This window comes from Bradyrhizobium sp. 6(2017) (genome assembly GCF_011058295.2).
Lineage (GTDB): Bacteria > Pseudomonadota > Alphaproteobacteria > Rhizobiales > Xanthobacteraceae > Bradyrhizobium > Bradyrhizobium septentrionale.
Genome location: NZ_CP049289.2, coordinates 2441107 through 2459474, shown reverse-complemented (window position 1 = coordinate 2459474; position 18368 = coordinate 2441107). Strand labels below are relative to the sequence as shown.

Below are 18368 nucleotides of genomic sequence, written 5' to 3'. Positions count from 1 at the left end.
CTTGGACAACCCCAATGGATTGGTATGATACGGGCCAAAGTCTAAGGCGCGCGTCATCGCTTCCAGATCTTGTGCGGATCGATCCCATCGCAGACAGCCCGCAGCATCTGGGCGTCGACCTTTCGGGAAAAAGCTTCGGTCCGCTAGCGCTTGCGGACGAGCACTAAGCTCTCCATTTGTTAAGCCAGTTAGAAGCTCGCGGAAGCCATCGATAGCAGCCTCATAACATTTGAGATTCAGCGTCAGCGCAGTATCGCTCGTCGCAATCAACACTTGGCGTTGGACGACCAGCTCACCAGTACCAACACCGTGATCGATACGATGCCACGTGATGCCATGTTCGGTCTCACGGGCAGGAAGCGCCCAAGACGTCGCATGAGTTCCGGCATATCGCGGCAACGGACCGTCGTGGTAATTGAAAGCGCCTCTACGCGCTTTCCCAAACACATCTGCTGGCAATATGAACGGATTGGCAACGGAAAATATCCACTCGACTGGCTCGGCGTTGAGCAGCGCAGATAGCTCTTCAATGCTCGTCACACACAAGATATCGGCGAGAGCGGCCCAATCGCGGAATATGGCGTCGGCACACAGCGCCGCCCGGATCACGTGGCCCATCTCCATCACTAGCTGAGCACATCTAACAGCTAGCGTACCACCACCAACAAAGATGCAAGAGCCAACCGGTGTAGCAAGTTTCATCTGAACTCTTAGACAGGGGTTACGATGAAGGCCGTAACGGATCACCCCGCATTTCAAGCAATCGACATACCAATGACGTACTGCGAGCGTTTCCTGAAGAAATAACGCGCGCCTCGCTCGGAATGCCGCCGTCGGACTTGGGACATCGACGTCCTGAACCAGACACAGCTCAGCACAACAATACGGACGTCATTGGCGACGATCACCGCATGGGCGTCCGCAAAGTCGTCGGAAGATCTGCAACAGCCGCCGTCATCACCGCGCGTACAGCAGAATCTCCTTGGCGCTCACGTTAAGTAACGGACGCGCCAATGACCTTCTGCGAGCTCATTCTGAAGAAAACAATTCGCTTCTCGCCGGGCTGCCAGAATTTTGCCGTCATGCCGTCGGGCTTGGGACATTAACGCCTTGAACCGAACAGAGCTCAACACAACAGCACGCGCCGTCAACAGCGACGACCACTCAAGATCGGGCGCCCGCGCCTTGCCCGGATTGCCTTTGCGAGCCAAAATGCTCGCCGCTGCTTTCTCCAGGTGGTCTGCTCGTCGAGTGAGAGAGGGTCCTGCGGCAGGGATTCCGCTCGATGTTGCAAAGTTCGCCACGCATCGCGTTTTCGCAGATTGGCCGGGGCTCGGCACTAAGTAGCGTTTTCGCTTAATGCCCGCTGACGTCTGTGGCACGGCCCTTGCTCGTGAGGCGACGAATGCGACGAAGAACGGGTCCACGGCGAATGTCGCAACCACAACTGACTCCTGATCTCTCACATCGGCGCATGCTGTTGACCCTTGGGTGCAGCGGCTTGGATGTGACTTGCGTGATCGAGGCACTCAGTCGAGACTGTGTCATTTTGATTCGTAATGTCTCACCGAGCGAGTCGGACGGCCTCGTACATCAAATTGCCGGTGAACTGGGATTGCAAAAAAAGCTAGAGCTGGAGGCCGGCTTTTCCGATTTTCTTGGTCACCGACGGCGGATCAACAAATACTTCATGAGCGTTAATTCCCGAGATGATTATCAGTTTGTCACCCCGCATTCCGAAGGAGATAGAATATCTAATATGCAGTTGTCGTGCTTTTATTGTTTCGAGAATAGTAAAGACGGAGGAGAAACAATCCTATTGAACATCGACGACACAAGTGAGGCATGGGGACTTTTACGAGAAAAAACGACAAAAATATTACCTGGATCAAAGCCATTGTCTCGGGGCATGATCACTCGTGCAAAAGCACTTTATCGTCTGAGCTCGCCGGATGACTATTTGGTACCAGATGACCAAATAGTAGCCGAGGTGAAATCCGAGATCCCGGGCCTTTTGCTGGCGATTGTTATGGCAAGGCCGAAAAGAAGCTTTTCCCTTCTCCTAGGGCGGGATGTGAATGTCCTTTGGGATAACATTGGTAGTGTTGACCAAAGCTGTCTTCACTTTTTCGTTCGGATGTTGCAGGAGCGAGAACTTCTCAAGTTCCCGCCGAACGGTTTTGAGTTGCACCAACTGGACCCCGTTAATGCAGGACGGAGCTGGTGTTCAGGCGCCGATTACGAGAAACTTTTTTGTGACGAGATTATTCTCAAGCTAAAACCAGGGGACCTTGTTATTCTGAACAACCTAACTTGGGCGCATGCGGTGAACAATTGGACATCGGCACCGGGCACTCGAAGGATAGCCGTGGCATTGGCCTAGCGTATTGTTGTTAGCGTTGAGATGATATTGGGCGAGCGCGACCAAGTCGGATTCCTTGGCGACATCTAGCCCGTCTTATTCGTCAGAGGGCGCCTGAGAGGCTGGCGAGCGTGGTGTAAAGCGCTGATGCGGCGTAGGATTCGGTTGCAAAGCCAACCCCATCACCTTCAGCCGCGAACACCACGCCCGCCATGACCGATGATACGATTCTGCCCTTCTCGTTTCCAGCCGTTCACGCCAAGAAAGTCACAGCTGCCTTCGAAGGCGGTCGGCTGACCTCGAACGGGGGCGTGATGCTTCTGGCGATGGCCGAGCGGCGTCTCGGCTTGGCCGACAATTTGGCCCGGGTGTCCCGGATCGGCGCGATCCGACGCGGGTCGTGCACGGCCTTGTCGATATGTTCCGCGCGCGCATGTTCGCGATCTGCTGCGGCTACGAGGACGCCGACGACCTCGATCATCTGCGGTCCGATCCCGCATTCAAGCTGGCCTGCGGACGGCTGCCGGACACGGGTCGCGATCTGTGTTCCCAACCGACGCTGTCGCGGCTGGAGAATGCTCCGCGCCTGCGCGACGTGATCCGACTGACCTACACTTTGGTCGACGCATGGATGGATAGCTACCCGCGCGAGCCGGCATCCGTCACGCTTGACATCGATGATACCTGCGATGTCGTCCACGGCCATCAGCAGCTCTCGCTGTTCAACGCTCATTATGACGAACGCTGCTTCCTGCCGATCCACGTCTACGACACGGAGAAGAGCCGGCCCGTGGCGGTCGTGCTGCGGCCCGGCAAGACGCCGGGCGGCGTCGAGGTGCGTGCCCATCTGCGCCGCCTGATACGGCATATCCGGACGCGGTGGCACAACACGCGAATTACGTTCCGTGGCGACGGGCGCACTATGCTCGGCCGGAGGCAATGGCGTGGTGCGAGACCAACGGCATCGACTACATCTTCGGTCTGTCCGGCACCAAGCCGCTCGCCAGAAAAGTCGACGAGGCCGCCGACGACATCCGCACGCGACGCGCCATCGAGAACCTGCCGGTTCTGCGTGGCTATACCGAGACGCGCCACAAGGCAAAGTCCTGGGATCGCGAACGACGACCGTCGCCCGTATTGAGGCGACGATGCTCGGCCTCGACATCCGTTTCGTCGTCACCAGCCTCGATGTCGGCTCGGCCGAGTGGATCTACGACAGCCTGTATTGCGCGCGCGGCCAAGCCGAGAATCTGATCAAGCTGCATAAGACACAGCTCGCCTCCGACCGCACCAGCTGCCGTTCGGCGCTCGCCAATCAAGTCCGCCTCGTTCTCCACACCGCCGCTTATTGGCTGATGCTGACCGTGCGCGACGCGATTCCCAAAGCCCGGGAATTGGCCACAGCCGAGTTCGCGACGCTGCGTCTTCGGCTCTTGAAACTCGCTGCCCGTGTCGTCGAGACCACGAGCCGCATTCGCCTTGCGTTTGCCGCGGCATGTCCCGAAGCCGACCTGATCCGCGGCTTGCCAGGCGCGCTGCTGCCGCTCGGTCCTTGACCGGCGGGGCGTCCGCCCCCCGTTCGCCCAACCTACACCTCAAGCGCGTTGCAAAGTACGGGTCGTCAGGCGGTGAAAAGCCGAAGGCAATCCCGCGCGCCTCGTCAGAGCAGATGTGCGGCCACATCAAGCGGACTAAAAAAAGCACTCTCACGAATAGGACGGGCTAGATAATTCGACTGTGGAAGGGCTCTACAAGAAGCACGGACCGCTCGCGCTAATCGGCTCGCGCACGAAGCTGATGCAGCATTGGGCTGATCGGATCGACCACTGGCTCGATCCCAAGAAGGTAATGCCGATAAAGCGCGGCACGCAGGCCTAATGCTCTACGCTTTTCCGCCTAGTTAAACGCCACAACTACACGCGCCGGATCTGACACTTCAGCGCAGATTGACCGCTGCCCTCCGAAGGCATGTGTCAACCCAGTAGGAGCAAAAAAGGAGTTCGAAAGAGGCCCGGAATTCAGAGACTTGCGAGGACGTTGCGCGCCGCTTCACACTCGCAACAAATTCACGTAAGCAGCACGTTAGCAGAATGCACCCGTAGCTCAGTTGAATAGAGCGTCGCCCTCCGAAGGCGTCCCACACGTTCGAATCGTGTCGGGTGCGCCAGCTTTGCCTGTGTTCGGCGAGCGGTCGATGCGGGCTTTCACAAAGAACATTCGCGTGGGCGCGCCCGGAGCAGCACGCATGTGCCGCCGCCTGACCTGCGATGTCACGTTGCTTTGCCCGCCGTGGTCTCTTGCCCCCGGCCTACCCGCCAGACCGGATCCGGGCGAGACCATAGCGCCGTGTTGCGGATTGCTTCGGCCAACGCCTCTGCCTGCACGCCAAGGAAACGCGCGCCCTTTTCGGCCGTGGCGCTCCGCGGGTCCCCCCAGGAGCCTGTGATCGGCGCGCGTTCGGAGAAGGAGTAGAACCGCGAGAACCCTGCCGGCGGCTCTACCGCGGCAGGCGCCTGCTGCATCGCCTCGTCCAGCTTGTGTTCCTTCACAATGTCCCTCGCGATCGCCATCATGACCGAGGTTTCGCCCTCGCAAGCGTGTTTCGGTGCGGTGTCGGATTCGAAGATTGCCGCGATCTTCACGGGTGCCAGGAACCATGGCGTTGTGGCGACGATCGGAAAGTCGTACGCCACCGCCAGTTCGCGCGATGCCACGGCAAGCGGATCGATATTGCCGCCATGGCCGTTGACGATCAGCAAGCGGGCAAAGCCCAATGCGCGAAGAGATCGCACGATGCTTTCTAGGATCGCGCGATAAGCGGCATAGTCCACGCTGATCGTGCCACCGAAAGGCAAATGATGCTCGCTCAAACCCAACCACAGGCCGGGCAACACGGCGACCGGTACCGGATCTGGACCCGCGGCCACCAGCCGCGCGGCCGCAATCGCGGCGGCACTGGCGCTGGCCGTATCGGTAATCACAGGCAAATGCGGGCCATGCTGCTCCAGCGAGCCGGCGGGCAGGATCGCCAGAGCGCCTTCGCGTGCGGCGATCGCGCGTAGGTCCGGAGCGGTCATACGCGCCCATTCGACTTCAATGCTCATAGCGATCTCCCGAAAGGATCTGGATGGAGGGGGTCATCATGCGATCGGAGAAGAAATATCATGGCGAGCTTCGAGATCGGCACAGCAGCTCAGCATAGTGCCCATCTTCATCTGCTATGGCGCGCCAACAGCAATGAGCCGCGATCTCTATTGTCTGCTGGCAACCAAAAACGAAGCTTGTCACAGACCCTCGAAGCCTCGGATAACGCAAGCCAAGATCCGCAGCTTAGATTGCCGCCGATGCGGGCAATTGGACAGTGCAGTCGCTCCCCTGAGGCGCCATCCTCTCTATTGCACACACAGCTCTCGCTGGCGAGGCGACGATGGATCTCGTCCGATACTGCGGGACGCGGCCGGTGCCGCAGGTCGGGTGCTGGAAACAGGCGATCGCGCGCAGCTTCCTCCCAGATCTCGGTCAGCACTGGCAGATAGAATGACAATGCCTCGACGGCCGTGTCGTTGAACGTGAACTTGTCGACAAGCTGTTCGGCAATGCGTTCGGCGCCCCATATCCTCAAGGAGCGGCCTTGCATCTCGGGCTTCGCTAGCGCCGCTTTGAGGAACTCATCCACAATCTGCGGGCGTTCGGGCTGTGCGGCGATGAGGAGCACCAGTTTTGCATTCGGACGATGAGACAAGGCATGGGCGAGATCCTGCTCGGCCTTGGGCATCCCCCTCGTGAAATAGTCGTCGTGCGCGGAATATTCCGCGACTATCGCGCCATCTGCGCTGCTGCTATCGAGCACGCGCCTGATCGGAAAACCGAGCGCGTTCAAGCCACTGTGCTCGAGCGGCGTCGAGAGCAAATGGTCAAGGAAAAGCTCCCCAAAGCGCTCGAAATCAGGGCCGATTACGCCGATAGGCGCGATAAGGCGCTGGATCAGGAGCTTTCGGGTCTGTGGGTTCATAGCCAAATATCATAAGGCCTCCATCTGCCCTAGGAAATGGGTATCCCGTCGGGCATCATCGAGCTCGCGTCACACCGCTTGCGGGAGACTTGGCAAGGGCCCGGTCACTTCTTGTAGTCGGCCATCCAGATCACCGAGAAATTCCATAATTGCCTTGTCGAACAGGTCGTAATGCTCGGGATCGGTAGCGGTTATCCCGTTGCGCCGGCGCAGGAAGCGCCCGATGGCGTAGGCGACGACATCGGCAATCTGGAGGCCCAGTATGTGCGCGGAGTTAGAGAAATGGCACCGCCGCCAATCAGCGTGGCGCTGCCTTCGAACTTGACCAAGCTCGGCCCAGGCGTGGTTTTGTCTCGATCGATAAGTAGGACCGCGGGACCCGCAGCGGCTAGATACTCGGCAACCGAACGCAGGAAGACCTGCTTCACAGCTGCCTTATAATTTTTCTTAGCGACAGCTCCACCAACCTGCTGAAGCAGGTCGGCATATTGAGCCTTGCAGATGCGCGCATAGACAAAGATCGCCCTGCTGGTCAATTATGAAGTGGTCTCCAGGTCGCCCGTCTCCATCGCCGCGCGACAGACGGTTCGCAAAGCGCGGCCCAGTTCGGCCGAATGCACGCGGCAGTCTTGGAGGAGGGGAACACGAAGTTCGCATTTAACCTTGCGATCTGCATGCGACCTCGACGAGTTGCTGAGGCGGTATACCGCCGTCGGCCTTCTCGTGTCTCCAAATTGAGATCGTCTGCGCTTCAATCACAAAGCCATACCTCTAGCTTCTCCACTTTGCGGCCACTCTCCCGTCGTTTCGGGCCGTGGCTCGCCCAGCGGGATAAGATCTCAGCTCCCCTAGCTTGACGTTATTGACGTTGCGGAGGCCGTCAAGCGCTTTCGCAGCGCTCCATGACGGGTAGTCCTTTGTTGCGAATTCCCTCCCTATTCCATGCAGTTTTTCCTCGTCATTATCTGCAAAACTGCACTTTTGCGCCCCGCCACGCGCGGTTGCGATTTCAATTCACAACCGAAAATAGTATCCTTGGCGCCGATATCCGGTACGCAAAGACGGCAACCGGGCAAGGAATTTAAGGAGAACAGATGATTCGTCATACGATTGAAGCAAACGAGAAGCCGATACTTGATATCTTTTGCGACAAGTACCTTTTCAGCATCCCATCATACCAGCGGCCGTATGCTTGGACTACAGAGCAGGCCAGCGATCTCCTTGACGACATAACGACTGCTTGTGGCGACACGGGGGATGTCGCTAACGCGAACCCGTACTTTCTCGGCAGTATCGTCCTGACATACGGCTCCTTGGGAGCGGTCATCGGCTTCATGACTTGGCTCTGGATTTCGGCGATCACGATATTGCTTGGCGCAGAGCTCAACGCCAAGATAGAGCATCAGACTGTTCGCGACAGCACGCCCGGAAGGCCCAAGCCACTCGGCGTCAGAGCCGTCAAGATGGCAGACACCGTGGGACCAGCTCGGTCCTAAAAATTCCCGCGAACCGTCGCCGCAGTCGGTCTTCAGTGCCGTCGTTGGTTGCTTGGAACCAGAAGGGTTTGCAACTCGTCTGTATTCGTAGGATAGCACGCAAGCCGCAACACGACGATGTACAAAGATGCGATCATGGACGAGCTGAGGCAGATTGAGCTCGATGTTGTCGACGGTGAAAGGCGGCTCGCTGAGCTTGAGGCGCTCCTGATTGAATTGAAGCAGCTGAATGAAGACACGACCAAGGTTCAAGCCGAGTTTGAAGTGACGCGTAAAAATCAGCTCGACCGCGAGCAGAGCCGCCAACGCCTCCTTTCGCTCCTACATCCCTAAGGGCTGATAACGATCAGAGGCGCTGGTTCCCGGAATCTCACAGGTGAATCGTAAAAATTTGCCACTCTTTCCCGAACTCACCCGGTAGGTAAGGAACGATTGGACCGATAGAACGTCTTATCCGAAGCTTCCAGCCAGCCAATGCGCCCCGACTGCTGGAAGAAAACCCGTATCACTCGGGTGCCGTTTCATTGGCCAGTACCCGGATCTTGCGCGCTTACTGCAGCGTCTTTTCTATCTCGAAGGTGAACTTGACCTGCATCGCGGGGCCATTCTCATCTCTCACCTCTATCGCCATTTGGTGCTTGTGTTTGGGCGGAGATTGATGCACGGCGTCACGGACCATATCCGCGGGGGGCCAACTCCCCTCCGTCGGGCAATTCGAAATAATAGCGCGTCATCTTCGCCTTCCCGCGTTTCTTATCAAAGCAGGCGGCCAGAATGCGTTCCTACTCGACGGTTTACTGTTAGGAGCCGGGATCGTCTCTATCGCGATCCTCAATGCTTCGTACTGACATTTCGGTAGACTATCGAGACGCAGAAAAGTCGCTCGGTCGCCGAGCGTACTTCCACTGCCATATCGGGCCGTTCGCCTGAAAAAGCGGAATCCCTGGCCATCCCGGCGAGCGTCTGCGTCGCCTCGACTTCGGCGGCTTTTTGACTTGGCAGGTTTAAGCCTTCCTCGTCTGCGAACAGATCGCGGCCGCTTTGGATGTCGAAGAAATAGCGTTCCATGAAGCGCTCCTCTTCCTTTGCAGGCGGGAACGGCTCTCAGCCACCGGCGCCTACGGGCTGAGCCTCGGCCGGTGATCAAGGTATCACCGCCTCCTCTGGACGGTTCGTGCTCTTCGTAGAGATCCCGACAGCGGCGCGCCTCTCGAAGACCGGTGTGCGTTCTGTTCGGCGCACTTCGGTTGGTCTGCCGCTGTCGCGCTCGCGCGATGTCACGGCTGCGGCGGAAACGCGACGCGCATGCCCGCGAAGTCGACCGTTCCCGATGACGCCAAGGGCGAGTTTTGCGCGAGGCTCTTGTCGTCGTCGGTCCGGCTGCGCAGCGAGTTTCGCCGTACCTTGCCCGACGACATGGAGGCTTGGCCGGAAGCCGACTTGCTGGAGATGGCCGACGCCCTCGACGATCTCCCCCCATCAAGCGCGAGCCAATCGGACGCCATGAATGCCCTTTACCTAGGACAACCTGCGATGGTCACGCTCCTCGCGGGCCGTCTATCCGAGATGCGTCGTGAAGCACCCCGCATCTCCGGCCTAGTGGCGTTCGCGAACCTCAATATCCGCATCGCCCGCCTGCGATCCCTCCGAGTTAGGAGCCTCCTCGCACTGGTCTTGGAGGCTTTATGAGCCCAGCGTCCGGATATCTGGTTCAGGTGATAGTTGGAGCCGTAGAGACCTCGATCAGCCCTGCTGAAGCGTACAACGTTGCCATCGTCCTTCCTTGGCTCTCGGAGTTTCTTGGCAGGATCGAAAAGAATTTTATTACCGCCGACCTTTTGGATCTCACCGCCTTTTGTCAGGAACGCGCGGAGACGCGCAGCGAGCGATCAATGGATCGGCTCATCGGGAATCTCCGGGTTGCATTCCAAAATGCTCGTCAACGAGGGACTTCGCACCGACAATCCCGCCTTGCTCCTTCCGTCGCCGGCGATCACCGTGATCCCCCCGAACTATTCGATAGAGCGGTCGGAAATCGACGCTTTGATTTCGTGGCAGAGCAGTCGTCTTCAGCAGGCGCATGAATCAAGATGTCCCGTCGGACTTCGCGGTCTTGTTCTGATTTGTCTCCTTGCCGCCGGAATTACCGTGGCCGAATTGGTGCGTCTCGATGTCACGGATCGCTCGGCCACGGCGTGACGGCCGGGCACAACGACACGCGCGAACGCGTCGTCCACCTAGACGACGTGGCGTCAGCGGCTTTGTCGAAGTGGCTCGAATATCGAGCGAGTATTCCGGTCGGTGACGGAGCGATGTTTCCGACCTTCCGTCCACCGTGGACTCGACTTCCGCTGAAGTCCATCTCCCGGACGGTCAAAAGGCTGATAGAGGATGCAGGCCCGCGCTACTCCCATCTTACGGCCGGAACGCTGTACAGAAGCATGTACGCGGCAATCGTCGAGGACGGGCACGGGTGGAATTTGGCGATCGGCGCGGGAGGCCGCAAATCCGTACCGCACGTCATGCGACCCGCACCGTCTATCGAAAAGCTTGCGCTGATGGTCGAGCGATTTCATCCGCTCGGGTCCTCGGCCACGACGATTTCCGAATTTCAGGACAATGAATAGGCGATGATCAATTTGAAGAAGGCCGAGCTGTTAGCAACACGGTTCAAGGAGCATGACATGAAGAATTTGCGTTCGAAGGCAACTACAGTGATTTGGAACGCCGACATGTTTTAAGAGATCGAACGGTTCGACGGAACTATTGATTTCCGATGAAAAGAGCGGTCGAACTATCGTTCGAACACCCATTGATTTGCGCCACGAAAGATCGGTCGTAGATGCATTAAAGGCCGCACTTCAAACGTTTGGCCCTCCTGCCGAGATGAGGACGGACGGCAGCTTATTCTTCTCTAGAACAGCAGTAAGGGACATCTTCTTCACGCTCGAGGTCACTCATACCGTTCTTACGGGCGGCAAGACTTTGGCTGAGAGACGTTGGGAGAATCGAGGCGCTGCTGTGCCGATCCGTCCATGCGGCTATTCCGCACTCCCTCTCGGGGTTGTACGCGCCAACCCGATATTTTTCTGACGGGGAAGCCGGAAGGTCCGGGCGGGAACGGCTCGATTTGAATGAACTCCCTGCCTCATAACAGACAGGGCGTGGCGTTCGACGCCGGCAATGTCACGCCAGCATGCCGGCGGTCGCGTCCGCAGTCATGCAACGCAAACGGTACGAGAGGCCCACGGAGCCACGGACTTGGTACGGACGGCCTACGCACCGCGCTTGAAGCGTATAGGCATCCAGAACTGCCGGAGGGCCTCGACGGTTGCTGGAATGTTGCGCCAGGCGTTTTGGACTGTCAATCGGCGTTCAAATTTGGCTCTGTCGCAGTTTTGGTGCAGCTGCGTTTATTCTGCGCCGATTAGTCTGGCTTGAAGCAGATCGATTTTGCCAGGGCCGTACATTTGGCGTCTGACGAGCTTGAGGCGCGTAATCTGACCCTCAGTCTGTCCGTTCGACCATGGCGAGGTGATCGCCGCCCGAACCGCCGCTTCATCGTTCGTTACGCCGCGGGCGAACGATGCGACAAGACTGGCGCGAGCGCGCTCGATCCAGGGTGACAACTCGGCGGCGGCTCGGCGCCGAATCATCAAGTGGAATTCGGCGATGATCTCGCGTGCCTCGACCAGGGGTGGCACGCCAGCTTCTACCGCCGCGACCGTCACCGTCTCTGCCTTCGATCGCTCGTCTCATGACCGTCGGACGGGATACGCTATCGAGGAAGGCCCGACTGGCGTTCTCCATCAGATGCCAACGATCTGCGACCTGTAGCGCGTGCGGCAGGGCTCTTGCCGCGGCTTCGCCATATGCTCCACCGCGGTCACGGGCGACGATCGCGATCGTGGGATGAGCAGCGAGCCAGGCCTGGGCGGTCGCGGGCTCACGGTCCGGCAGCAGGGTGACCACCCGGCGCCTTTCCAGGTTGCAGATGATGCTGGCGTATCGGTGATTGCGCCGCCATGCCCAATCATCAATGCCGATAACCCTGAGCGGGTCAGCTGGTGGACGGCTACGGCGTCGAACCACGCGAAGGAGCGTATCCTTGCTCACCGGCAGCATCAGCCGTTTTGCGAAGCCTGCCGCCGGTCGTCCGCCAAGCGCCAGACCGAGGTGATGGACTATGGAGTCCAGCCTCGCTGTGCGCCGGGCTGATGGAGCCAGCACCCCTTCGGCGAAGCGCTCAGTAAAGATTTGGCGCCCGCACAGAACGGCGTCGCAGCGGAAGCGGCGGGCGACCACCAGGAGCTGTACGATCCGCCCCGAAAGCGGGAGGTCAGTTACGCGTCGCCGATACCGGCTATGGACACGTCGGGAAACTGTTCCGCACAAGGGACACAGACCGACGCTTCCGGACGCCCGGATCTCAATAATGGCCTTATCACCTTCGTAGCACGCACTCTCTACAACAAACCCACGCGGCACCAGCCTGGAGCGGTGGAGTGCTTGCTGCATGGCGCTGATTCTTCCCGCAATTAATGCGCCAGAGATCCCTCGAACTGCATCAAAAGTGATGGTGTGGAACGGCCCTTCGAACCGGCATCAAAAGTGCCTAACGTGGTCGCTTCGAGAGGCGCCACAAGGGAAGGACCGTTCCAATGGAGAAGATTATCACAGTAGGTTTGGATTTGGCTAAGTCGATCTTCCAAGTGCACGGGATCGGCAACGACGGGAGAGTATTGGTTCGCCGCATGTTGCGACGATCGCAGGTGCTGCCATTCTTTCGAGCGCTCTCCTCTTGCCTGGTCGGCATGGAGGCTTGTGCGAGTGCACATCATTGGGCGCGCGAAATCGCGGCCCTGGGGCATTCGGTCCGCATGATGCCACCGGCCTATGTGAAGCCTTATGTCAAACGAAATAAGACCGACATGGCTGATGCAGAAGCCATTTGTGAGGCTGTCACCCGTCCGACGATGCGGTTCGTACCGATGAAGACTGCCGAACAACAAGCCGCCGGTATGATTCTGCGGGCGCGAGAGCTGCTGATCAGACAGCGGAGCCAGACTGCCAATGCTCTGCGCGCTCACATGGCCGAGTTGGGTATTATTGCGGGGACGGGCATGGCAAGCATCGCGAAACTTCTGGGATTGCTCCGGGAGGGGGAAGACGACAGGATCCCCGCCACCGCCCGCTTTGCCCTGATCCATTTCGCTGAACAGATTGAGCTACTTACAAACCGCATAGAGAAGCTCGATAGAGAGATTTTGGTTGCCGTCAGAAAGGATCCCGATGCGAGGCGTCTGATGAGCATTCCCGGTGTTGGTCCTCTCATCGCCGCTACCGTTCGGACATCGGTCTTGGATGCTCGTGGCTTTGCCACTGCACGAGATTTTGCGGCTTGGATGGGTCTGACGCCGAGGGCACAATCGAGCGGTGGGAAAGAAAGGCTCGGCGCGATATCGAAGCGGGGAAATCGGCAACTACGGACGCTCTTAATCGTCGGTGCAACTTCTATCATCAAGCTTGCCAAACGAGGCTCTGGGTTCGGACCATGCTGCAACGCCGGCCGGTCAAGGTCGTATCAGTGGCGTTAGCCAACAAGATTGCGCGCACCATCTGGGCGTTGCTAGTCAAGGGCGGCATCTATCAGGCACCGGCCGCAATGCTGAAATCTTAATCTTAAGAGCTCATCGGCGGAAAAGGAAAGCCGCCGAGGAGGCAGGGTGCAATCTGGATGAACACTGAATGACGACATTCCCGGTAGCAATCAGACCGCCTGACTCACTGCGCTTCGAGCGCGCAAAATTGATTGGGCGATTGCTTCCGCGGACATCATCGTGGCCAGCGGCCAGGTGCCGCGTTCACAGGCCGAACATATGACCGCACCGCCATTCCTTGTTCAATCAGAGAAAGACCTTGCAGCCCGGGCCGTTCCACATATGAGTCAGAGCCTCGCTGGCGGGCCAGGATGTTGAGCACGACATCGGCGCAATGGACGCCGTGACCGAGTGCTTCGGCACAGGCGGCTTCCACGGCTGACTGACGGTTTGCCCGCCGGTGCTGGCAAGCTTACGTCGGATCCGCTCGATGGCGGCCGGCAACACCCAGTCCTTGAACGGCGCACCGTTGCGCAAGGCGCCGGGTTTGCGAGCCAGCTATCTGGCGTTCTACAATCGAGGACGTCCTCACTCGAGCCTTGACGAACGCACGCCCGACGAGGCTTACTTCGGCGCGCAAACGATGGTGACGGCCGCATGATCGTCGCCAACGATTTTACTGCGGCTCTGGTCGGGCTTACGCCCTCCCGACGCCACAGCAAAATCGTAACCGGCAGGAATCCACTTAATTTTCGCGGGGCGCTGTCCAAACAACCGGGACCAGCTCTGTGCATCACGCTCGCACATTCGGTACCTCTGCCGATTCAGTAAGTGACAGTTACAACAACCGTATCAGAGTACACCCCTGGTGACGGCGTGGCCTGCGGCGGCGCGCGGCCGTACACGATGAGATTCTGAGCGAGGCCCGTGCCCGTTCCGGGCACGTTGTTGCCCGTTGTGTCACCCCATACCTGCGTCCGCACGGCGTCTTTGTAGAGGCCGTAGGTTACAGTCTCCGATCCCTTGGACATCTTGCGGCTGGCAGGTGGGGAACCCGTAGTGCCCCCATTTAGGGCAACAGTATAACTCGTCGTCGGCGTACAGGTGACGGTGAGCTGACCTGTCGCATCGACGTTGGTACTCAAGACACCGGTTGCGCCGAAGTTGATGTTCTGAGCCGAGACCAGGCAGTTGTTCAGCACCGTTGCATTGGCCGTGAAGCTTGCATTGGTTGATCCCGCCAAGGAAGCGCTGCAGGCCGGACAGACACCCAGAGGACAGGTCTCATAGCGCAGTTGTGCGTCAGTCCCAGAGAACGACGACAGATAAGATCCGGTGGCAGCGGTCGACTGCCCACTGAGCACGCGGGCATAGATAGTTGGAGTAAGCGAGCCGTTGCCGAGGACGTTCAGGTCCAACGTGAGGGTCGGCGGTCGGGCCGAGAAGGACCAAAGATATGAACCCCACACCGTCGTTCGGGCGGAGTCCTGATAAAGCTGAAAGTTGAGCTGGTGGGCGCCGCTTGCCATTTGTCGTGCCGACGCCGTCGCGCCGCCGCTGCCGGCTCCAAGGTTGGGACAGAGCCGAACTCGCTCCAACAACAAGCCACTGCAGTTGATGCCGATCGTCGCGGTCGTGTCGACAGCGCTGCCTGCAAGCACATCGACCGAGCCGAAACTCACGTTCGACACGCTGTAACTGCAAGTGAGTGCCTTGGCGGCTGACGGAGCGACCACCAGAAATGCAGCAATCAGCCATCGCGATGGGGCGGTCCGTCTCATTGGCAAACTACATCCTTGAGCGCAACCTGTTCACCGGGCTTCGGCGCGTAGCCGAACGCCGCGCGGCACGAACCGCTGTCCGGAAGGTCAATCGCGACGATGTTCTGATCGGTCAAGCCCTGGACATAACCTTGCCCGTCGTAACCGATGACGAACGTCTGCTGGCCGCTCTCCAGATGGCCCTGCGCTCCCACCGCGAGCGGCTTACCTTTGCCGTCGGTGAACGTGACGAGCGCCGCCTTCGGCGTTTCCAATATCCCAAAATTGACCACCACGCCGCTGCGGTCGGCCGGCACCACCGCTTCATGGGTGCTCGGCACGTCGGCATCAACGGGCAAGTTCTTCGGATCGATCGAAATCTTGTTCTTCTGGTACGAGTTCAGATAGGGAACGAGGAGCAACCCACGGCTATCGGTCACGCCGACCGGCCGGTTCTCGTATTGCACCGCGACGTTGGGCGCGCCGGCGTTCACGACCGCAAATGCATCATCGATGCGGTTGCCGAAAAAGACCCCACCTCCAGCAAATGCGATGGAGCCATCGATCTGCGCGGTAGCGCGTGTGGCGTTGCCGTATTGCTGCACGCCGGCTTCGATGCGGCCGAACGATGCGCGATAGCTCGCCCTCGCGGAGCGATCGGGAATGGAGCCCTCGGCGTCGCGCACGCGCGCCCCGTAGCTTCCCGTTTCAAGCCTCTCGGACTTCATCGCGTCGGTCACCACCGAAGTTCCGGTCGGACCGCTCTGCACGCCGGTCGATACCGTGACGTCATTTCTGAATGGCACCGAAATTCCGGCGAAAATACCGAAACTCCTGGGGGCATCGATATCCTTGAACGCGATGGCAAAGATCGTGCTGTCACGAAAGAAGGTGCGGCTGAATGACAGTCCAACGATGCGGTTGCGGTCTCCCAAAGCACTTTCGAGCTGCGTATAACTGAGACCGAGATTCGAGCGATCGAACGGCAGCCGCATGCTGAAGGTGACTTGGTCTAGAGCCTTCGGTACCAGGGCGCTGAAGAAAGAAGAGTTACCGAATTTCGGATCGAGGATCGGCGCGGTCACCGACGCGATGTCGTCGTAATTGCCAAACGTCCGTTGCGTGCGGGCATAGAGCGATAGCCCCCAGAAGCTCGTCTCAAGGGAAGCATTGAACAGACCACCAGCCCGGTCGCCAACCTGACTGCCGGCTACGGCAAAGGAGGCTGCGCCGAAAGCCCCCAGCGAGAATGCCGCACCCAGACCTCCGTTAACTAGGCCGGCCCCTCCTTCGGCATGGCCTTCGAGCGTCAGCGAATTGGTTAAGCCGTAACGCACGCTCGCTGATCCGACCGGGCGAGCGTCATAGTTGTGCGATTCGATCCCGTAGAACCGGCGCGCGAAGCCGAGCTCGGCCGAGAAATCATAGAGGCCTTCCCTGAGCAGTTGACTGGAGACGTAGAATGGCAGCGTCGTAACAATCTGTCGGCCGAGTGCATCGTTCAGCACCACGCTTGCCGTCCCTGCGCCGGTGGCAATCGGGAGATTGGTGACTTGGAATGGTCCCGCCGGCACTGAGCCGGTGTAGGTCTTCACATTCTGTGTATAGACGTCGAGGGTAGAGGGCACCGCCGCACTGCCGGACAGGGCTGGTATCGGCAGAGTCACGAGATCGGGACGAAGCGCGAAATTGGTTTGCATTTGCACGCCGCCAAGCCGCACTGATCGCGTCCATGACAAGCCGCCCGAGATCGTATCGCCTCCACGATAGGTAATAAGGCTCTCCGTATCCGAATACGTCCACGTGGAGTCGAGGCGCGTCAGACCGCCAAACTCCGGCGATACCGTGCTCGCGATGGCCGATTGGCTGAACGTCCCGTATGGGCTGAACACCCGGCCATCGAAGGCTCCTGACAATCCCTGAAAACTCTTCAGGTCACGCCAGAACGCGCCGTCGGAACTAGCAAAGAGCGTATAGTTCAGCACTCCACCGTAACTCCTCTGCGGCCCGATGTGCCCATCGGCCTTCGGACGCACATTGACGATGTGCGGAGCCCGGGCCGCATCAGGCGCAGTGATCCGGACCGTCTGCTTGGCTTCGTCAACTCGGTAGGATACGCCGGGCAAGCGATCCAGACGCACGAGACTGTCTGAACCGATTGCTTCGTCGGTAGGAATCAGCCCGATTTCCCGAAGTTCTTGTGGTGTCGCCGCCAGCGAACCGTCGGGCCGTAGCTGAAACGATCCGATGAGGTTGACAGGGCTCTCGTTGATCACGACGTTGAGCTGCAGGCTGCGCTCCGCTGTCACGGCTACCCTACCGGTCGGTTTCGGAATATCCATCAGTCCTTCAGCCTGCGCGCTCGTTGCCGGCGCAGCGAGACCAACCAACAGGATGGCCATCTCAACGGCCGGGTTGAACCGCAGCCGTCGCATTGACCTGTCCGGTATCGCTCTGGGCGGAGAGGGTCACGGAGCGACCCGACAGGTTGGCGCCGTGCGCGGCAAATGACCATTGCATCGTGGCGTTGCCAAGCACATAGCCGACAAGCCCTTTGCCGAGTATGATGTTTTGCCCCGTGCCATCGAACAGCTTAAGGTCTGCGATCTTAAGCCGTTGCTGACCGGCATTCCTCGCCGTTACCGCGAGCCCGTTGCCACTTCGCCCAACGGTCCAAGATATCTGCGCCTGACGCAGATCAGGAGCACGAAAGAAGACCGGCACGGAATAGCGCAGTGCGAGATTGACCACGCCATGCCGTCGCCGCGCCGGATCGGGAAGCTCGTCGACCACAACACGGTAGCTCTCCTCGCCCTCGACAGGTTGCTTGCTGACACGGACGACGCGGACAACGTAATCGGCGTTGGGTCCAAGCGTCTGACTTGGCGGGCTGGCTACGACGTCGGAGGTCGATTCAAGTCGATCCGCCCCCCCGCTTTGCGTCCAGCGGAACACTCGGATTTGCACATTGATTGACCGGCTGTCCTCGTTGCGCAGGTTCAGCGTCGCGGCGCTGTCGGGCGCCAGCAAGTCGAGAGTGGTCGGCGCCACGCGGAGCGAGGCCGCCTCTACCCGCGCAGCACAAAGGCAAGCGACGGCGATGCGGCTCACGCGGGCAAGCAGTCCAGGCATAGGCGT

Annotated in this window: 13 protein-coding genes, 1 tRNA gene and 8 pseudogenes; 12 read left to right on the top strand and 10 right to left on the bottom strand. The window is 59.2% G+C overall.

The annotated features are described in order from the left end of the window. Positions 1 to 273: 273 nt before the first annotated feature. Positions 274 to 618, bottom strand: a pseudogene (locus G6P99_RS47585) (formyltransferase family protein); the annotation flags it as partial. Positions 619 to 1516: 898 nt separating this feature from the next. Between G6P99_RS47585 and G6P99_RS11690 the strand changes: the two are divergent. The 4 genes and pseudogenes from G6P99_RS11690 to G6P99_RS11665 all read left to right on the top strand — a co-directional run bounded on the left by G6P99_RS11690 (position 1517) and on the right by G6P99_RS11665 (position 4529). Then, a complete protein-coding gene (locus tag G6P99_RS11690) occupies positions 1517 to 2383 on the top strand; it encodes a hypothetical protein (protein WP_156929122.1) in 867 nt (288 codons plus the stop codon). Positions 2384 to 2574: 191 nt separating this feature from the next. Continuing rightward, positions 2575 to 3918, top strand: a pseudogene (locus G6P99_RS47580) (IS1380 family transposase). A 181-nt stretch (positions 3919 to 4099) separates the two neighbouring features. Next, positions 4100 to 4240 carry a hypothetical protein gene (locus tag G6P99_RS11670; RefSeq protein ID WP_224741464.1) on the top strand — a complete coding sequence of 47 codons (141 nt, stop codon included), beginning with the start codon at positions 4100 to 4102 and terminating at the stop codon, positions 4238 to 4240. Between the two features lie 214 nt (positions 4241 to 4454). Beyond that, positions 4455 to 4529: transfer RNA gene (locus G6P99_RS11665), tRNA-Arg, on the top strand. Between the two features lie 103 nt (positions 4530 to 4632). Here the strand turns inward: G6P99_RS11665 and G6P99_RS11660 are convergent. The 3 genes and pseudogenes from G6P99_RS11660 to G6P99_RS47575 all read right to left on the bottom strand — a co-directional run. Next, positions 4633 to 5466, bottom strand: a complete 834-nt coding sequence (locus tag G6P99_RS11660; protein WP_029085172.1) for a creatininase family protein — start codon at positions 5464 to 5466, stop codon at positions 4633 to 4635. A 107-nt stretch (positions 5467 to 5573) separates the two neighbouring features. After that, the gene (locus G6P99_RS11655) at positions 5574 to 6374 is read right to left on the bottom strand and encodes a hypothetical protein (protein ID WP_029085171.1); all 801 of its coding nucleotides are present in this window, start codon (positions 6372 to 6374) and stop codon (positions 5574 to 5576) included. A gap of 69 nt (positions 6375 to 6443) precedes the next feature. Further along, positions 6444 to 6662 (bottom strand): annotated as a pseudogene (locus tag G6P99_RS47575) (DUF3800 domain-containing protein); the annotation flags it as partial. Positions 6663 to 7468: 806 nt separating this feature from the next. Between G6P99_RS47575 and G6P99_RS11650 the strand changes: the two are divergent. The 3 genes and pseudogenes from G6P99_RS11650 to G6P99_RS11640 form a co-directional block, all read left to right on the top strand. After that, positions 7469 to 7618 (top strand): annotated as a pseudogene (locus tag G6P99_RS11650) (GmrSD restriction endonuclease domain-containing protein); the annotation flags it as partial. A gap of 42 nt (positions 7619 to 7660) precedes the next feature. Next, positions 7661 to 7870 (top strand): annotated as a pseudogene (locus G6P99_RS11645) (YhjD/YihY/BrkB family envelope integrity protein); the annotation flags it as partial. A gap of 135 nt (positions 7871 to 8005) precedes the next feature. Continuing rightward, positions 8006 to 8203, top strand: coding sequence for a hypothetical protein (locus G6P99_RS11640; protein WP_246709511.1), 198 nt, complete (start codon positions 8006 to 8008; stop codon positions 8201 to 8203). Positions 8204 to 8701: 498 nt separating this feature from the next. On the opposite strand, the gene G6P99_RS11635 is transcribed toward G6P99_RS11640, so the two are convergent. Further along, positions 8702 to 8938 (bottom strand): DUF6894 family protein, encoded by a 237-nt coding sequence (locus G6P99_RS11635; protein WP_165128203.1) that lies wholly within the window; start codon positions 8936 to 8938, stop codon positions 8702 to 8704. A 237-nt stretch (positions 8939 to 9175) separates the two neighbouring features. Between G6P99_RS11635 and G6P99_RS11630 the strand changes: the two genes are divergently transcribed. The 3 genes from G6P99_RS11630 to G6P99_RS11620 all read left to right on the top strand — a co-directional run bounded on the left by G6P99_RS11630 (position 9176) and on the right by G6P99_RS11620 (position 10497). After that, positions 9176 to 9559, top strand: coding sequence for a hypothetical protein (locus G6P99_RS11630; RefSeq protein ID WP_156929146.1), 384 nt, complete (start codon positions 9176 to 9178; stop codon positions 9557 to 9559). 243 nt (positions 9560 to 9802) lie between these two features. Further along, a complete protein-coding gene (locus G6P99_RS11625; RefSeq protein ID WP_165128201.1) occupies positions 9803 to 10069 on the top strand; it encodes a hypothetical protein in 267 nt (88 codons plus the stop codon). 113 nt (positions 10070 to 10182) lie between these two features. Beyond that, the gene (locus G6P99_RS11620) at positions 10183 to 10497 is read left to right on the top strand and encodes a hypothetical protein (protein ID WP_156929145.1); all 315 of its coding nucleotides are present in this window, start codon (positions 10183 to 10185) and stop codon (positions 10495 to 10497) included. A 786-nt stretch (positions 10498 to 11283) separates the two neighbouring features. On the opposite strand, the pseudogene G6P99_RS11615 reads toward G6P99_RS11620, so the two are convergent. Further along, a pseudogene (locus G6P99_RS11615) lies at positions 11284 to 12388 on the bottom strand (ISL3 family transposase). Positions 12389 to 12531: 143 nt separating this feature from the next. Here G6P99_RS11615 and G6P99_RS11610 point away from each other — a divergent pair. Further along, positions 12532 to 13550 (top strand): annotated as a pseudogene (locus G6P99_RS11610) (IS110 family transposase). A gap of 155 nt (positions 13551 to 13705) precedes the next feature. On the opposite strand, the pseudogene G6P99_RS47570 reads toward G6P99_RS11610, so the two are convergent. Next, positions 13706 to 14028, bottom strand: a pseudogene (locus G6P99_RS47570) (hypothetical protein); the annotation flags it as partial. On the opposite strand from G6P99_RS47570, the gene G6P99_RS11600 reads away from it, so the two are divergent. Continuing rightward, positions 13961 to 14131 (top strand): transposase, encoded by a 171-nt coding sequence (locus G6P99_RS11600; protein ID WP_165128199.1) that lies wholly within the window; start codon positions 13961 to 13963, stop codon positions 14129 to 14131. The pseudogene G6P99_RS47570 and the gene G6P99_RS11600 sit on opposite strands and share 68 nt — an antisense overlap. A 163-nt stretch (positions 14132 to 14294) precedes the next feature. On the opposite strand, the gene G6P99_RS11595 is transcribed toward G6P99_RS11600, so the two are convergent. From G6P99_RS11595 to G6P99_RS11585, 3 genes are read right to left on the bottom strand one after another with little or no spacing between them, the layout of a single operon-like run. Next, on the bottom strand, positions 14295 to 15251 hold the full coding sequence (locus G6P99_RS11595) for a Csu type fimbrial protein (RefSeq protein WP_156929066.1): 957 nt from the start codon (positions 15249 to 15251) through the stop codon (positions 14295 to 14297). Next, entirely contained in the window at positions 15248 to 17665 is a 2418-nt protein-coding gene (locus G6P99_RS11590; protein WP_165128197.1) for a fimbria/pilus outer membrane usher protein, read from the bottom strand. Before G6P99_RS11590 ends, G6P99_RS11595 begins: the two co-directional genes overlap by 4 nt. Continuing rightward, positions 17634 to 18362 (bottom strand): fimbrial biogenesis chaperone, encoded by a 729-nt coding sequence (locus G6P99_RS11585; protein WP_029084907.1) that lies wholly within the window; start codon positions 18360 to 18362, stop codon positions 17634 to 17636. The genes G6P99_RS11590 and G6P99_RS11585 overlap by 32 nt, the downstream gene beginning before the upstream one ends. Between the last annotated feature and the right edge of the window lie 6 nt (positions 18363 to 18368).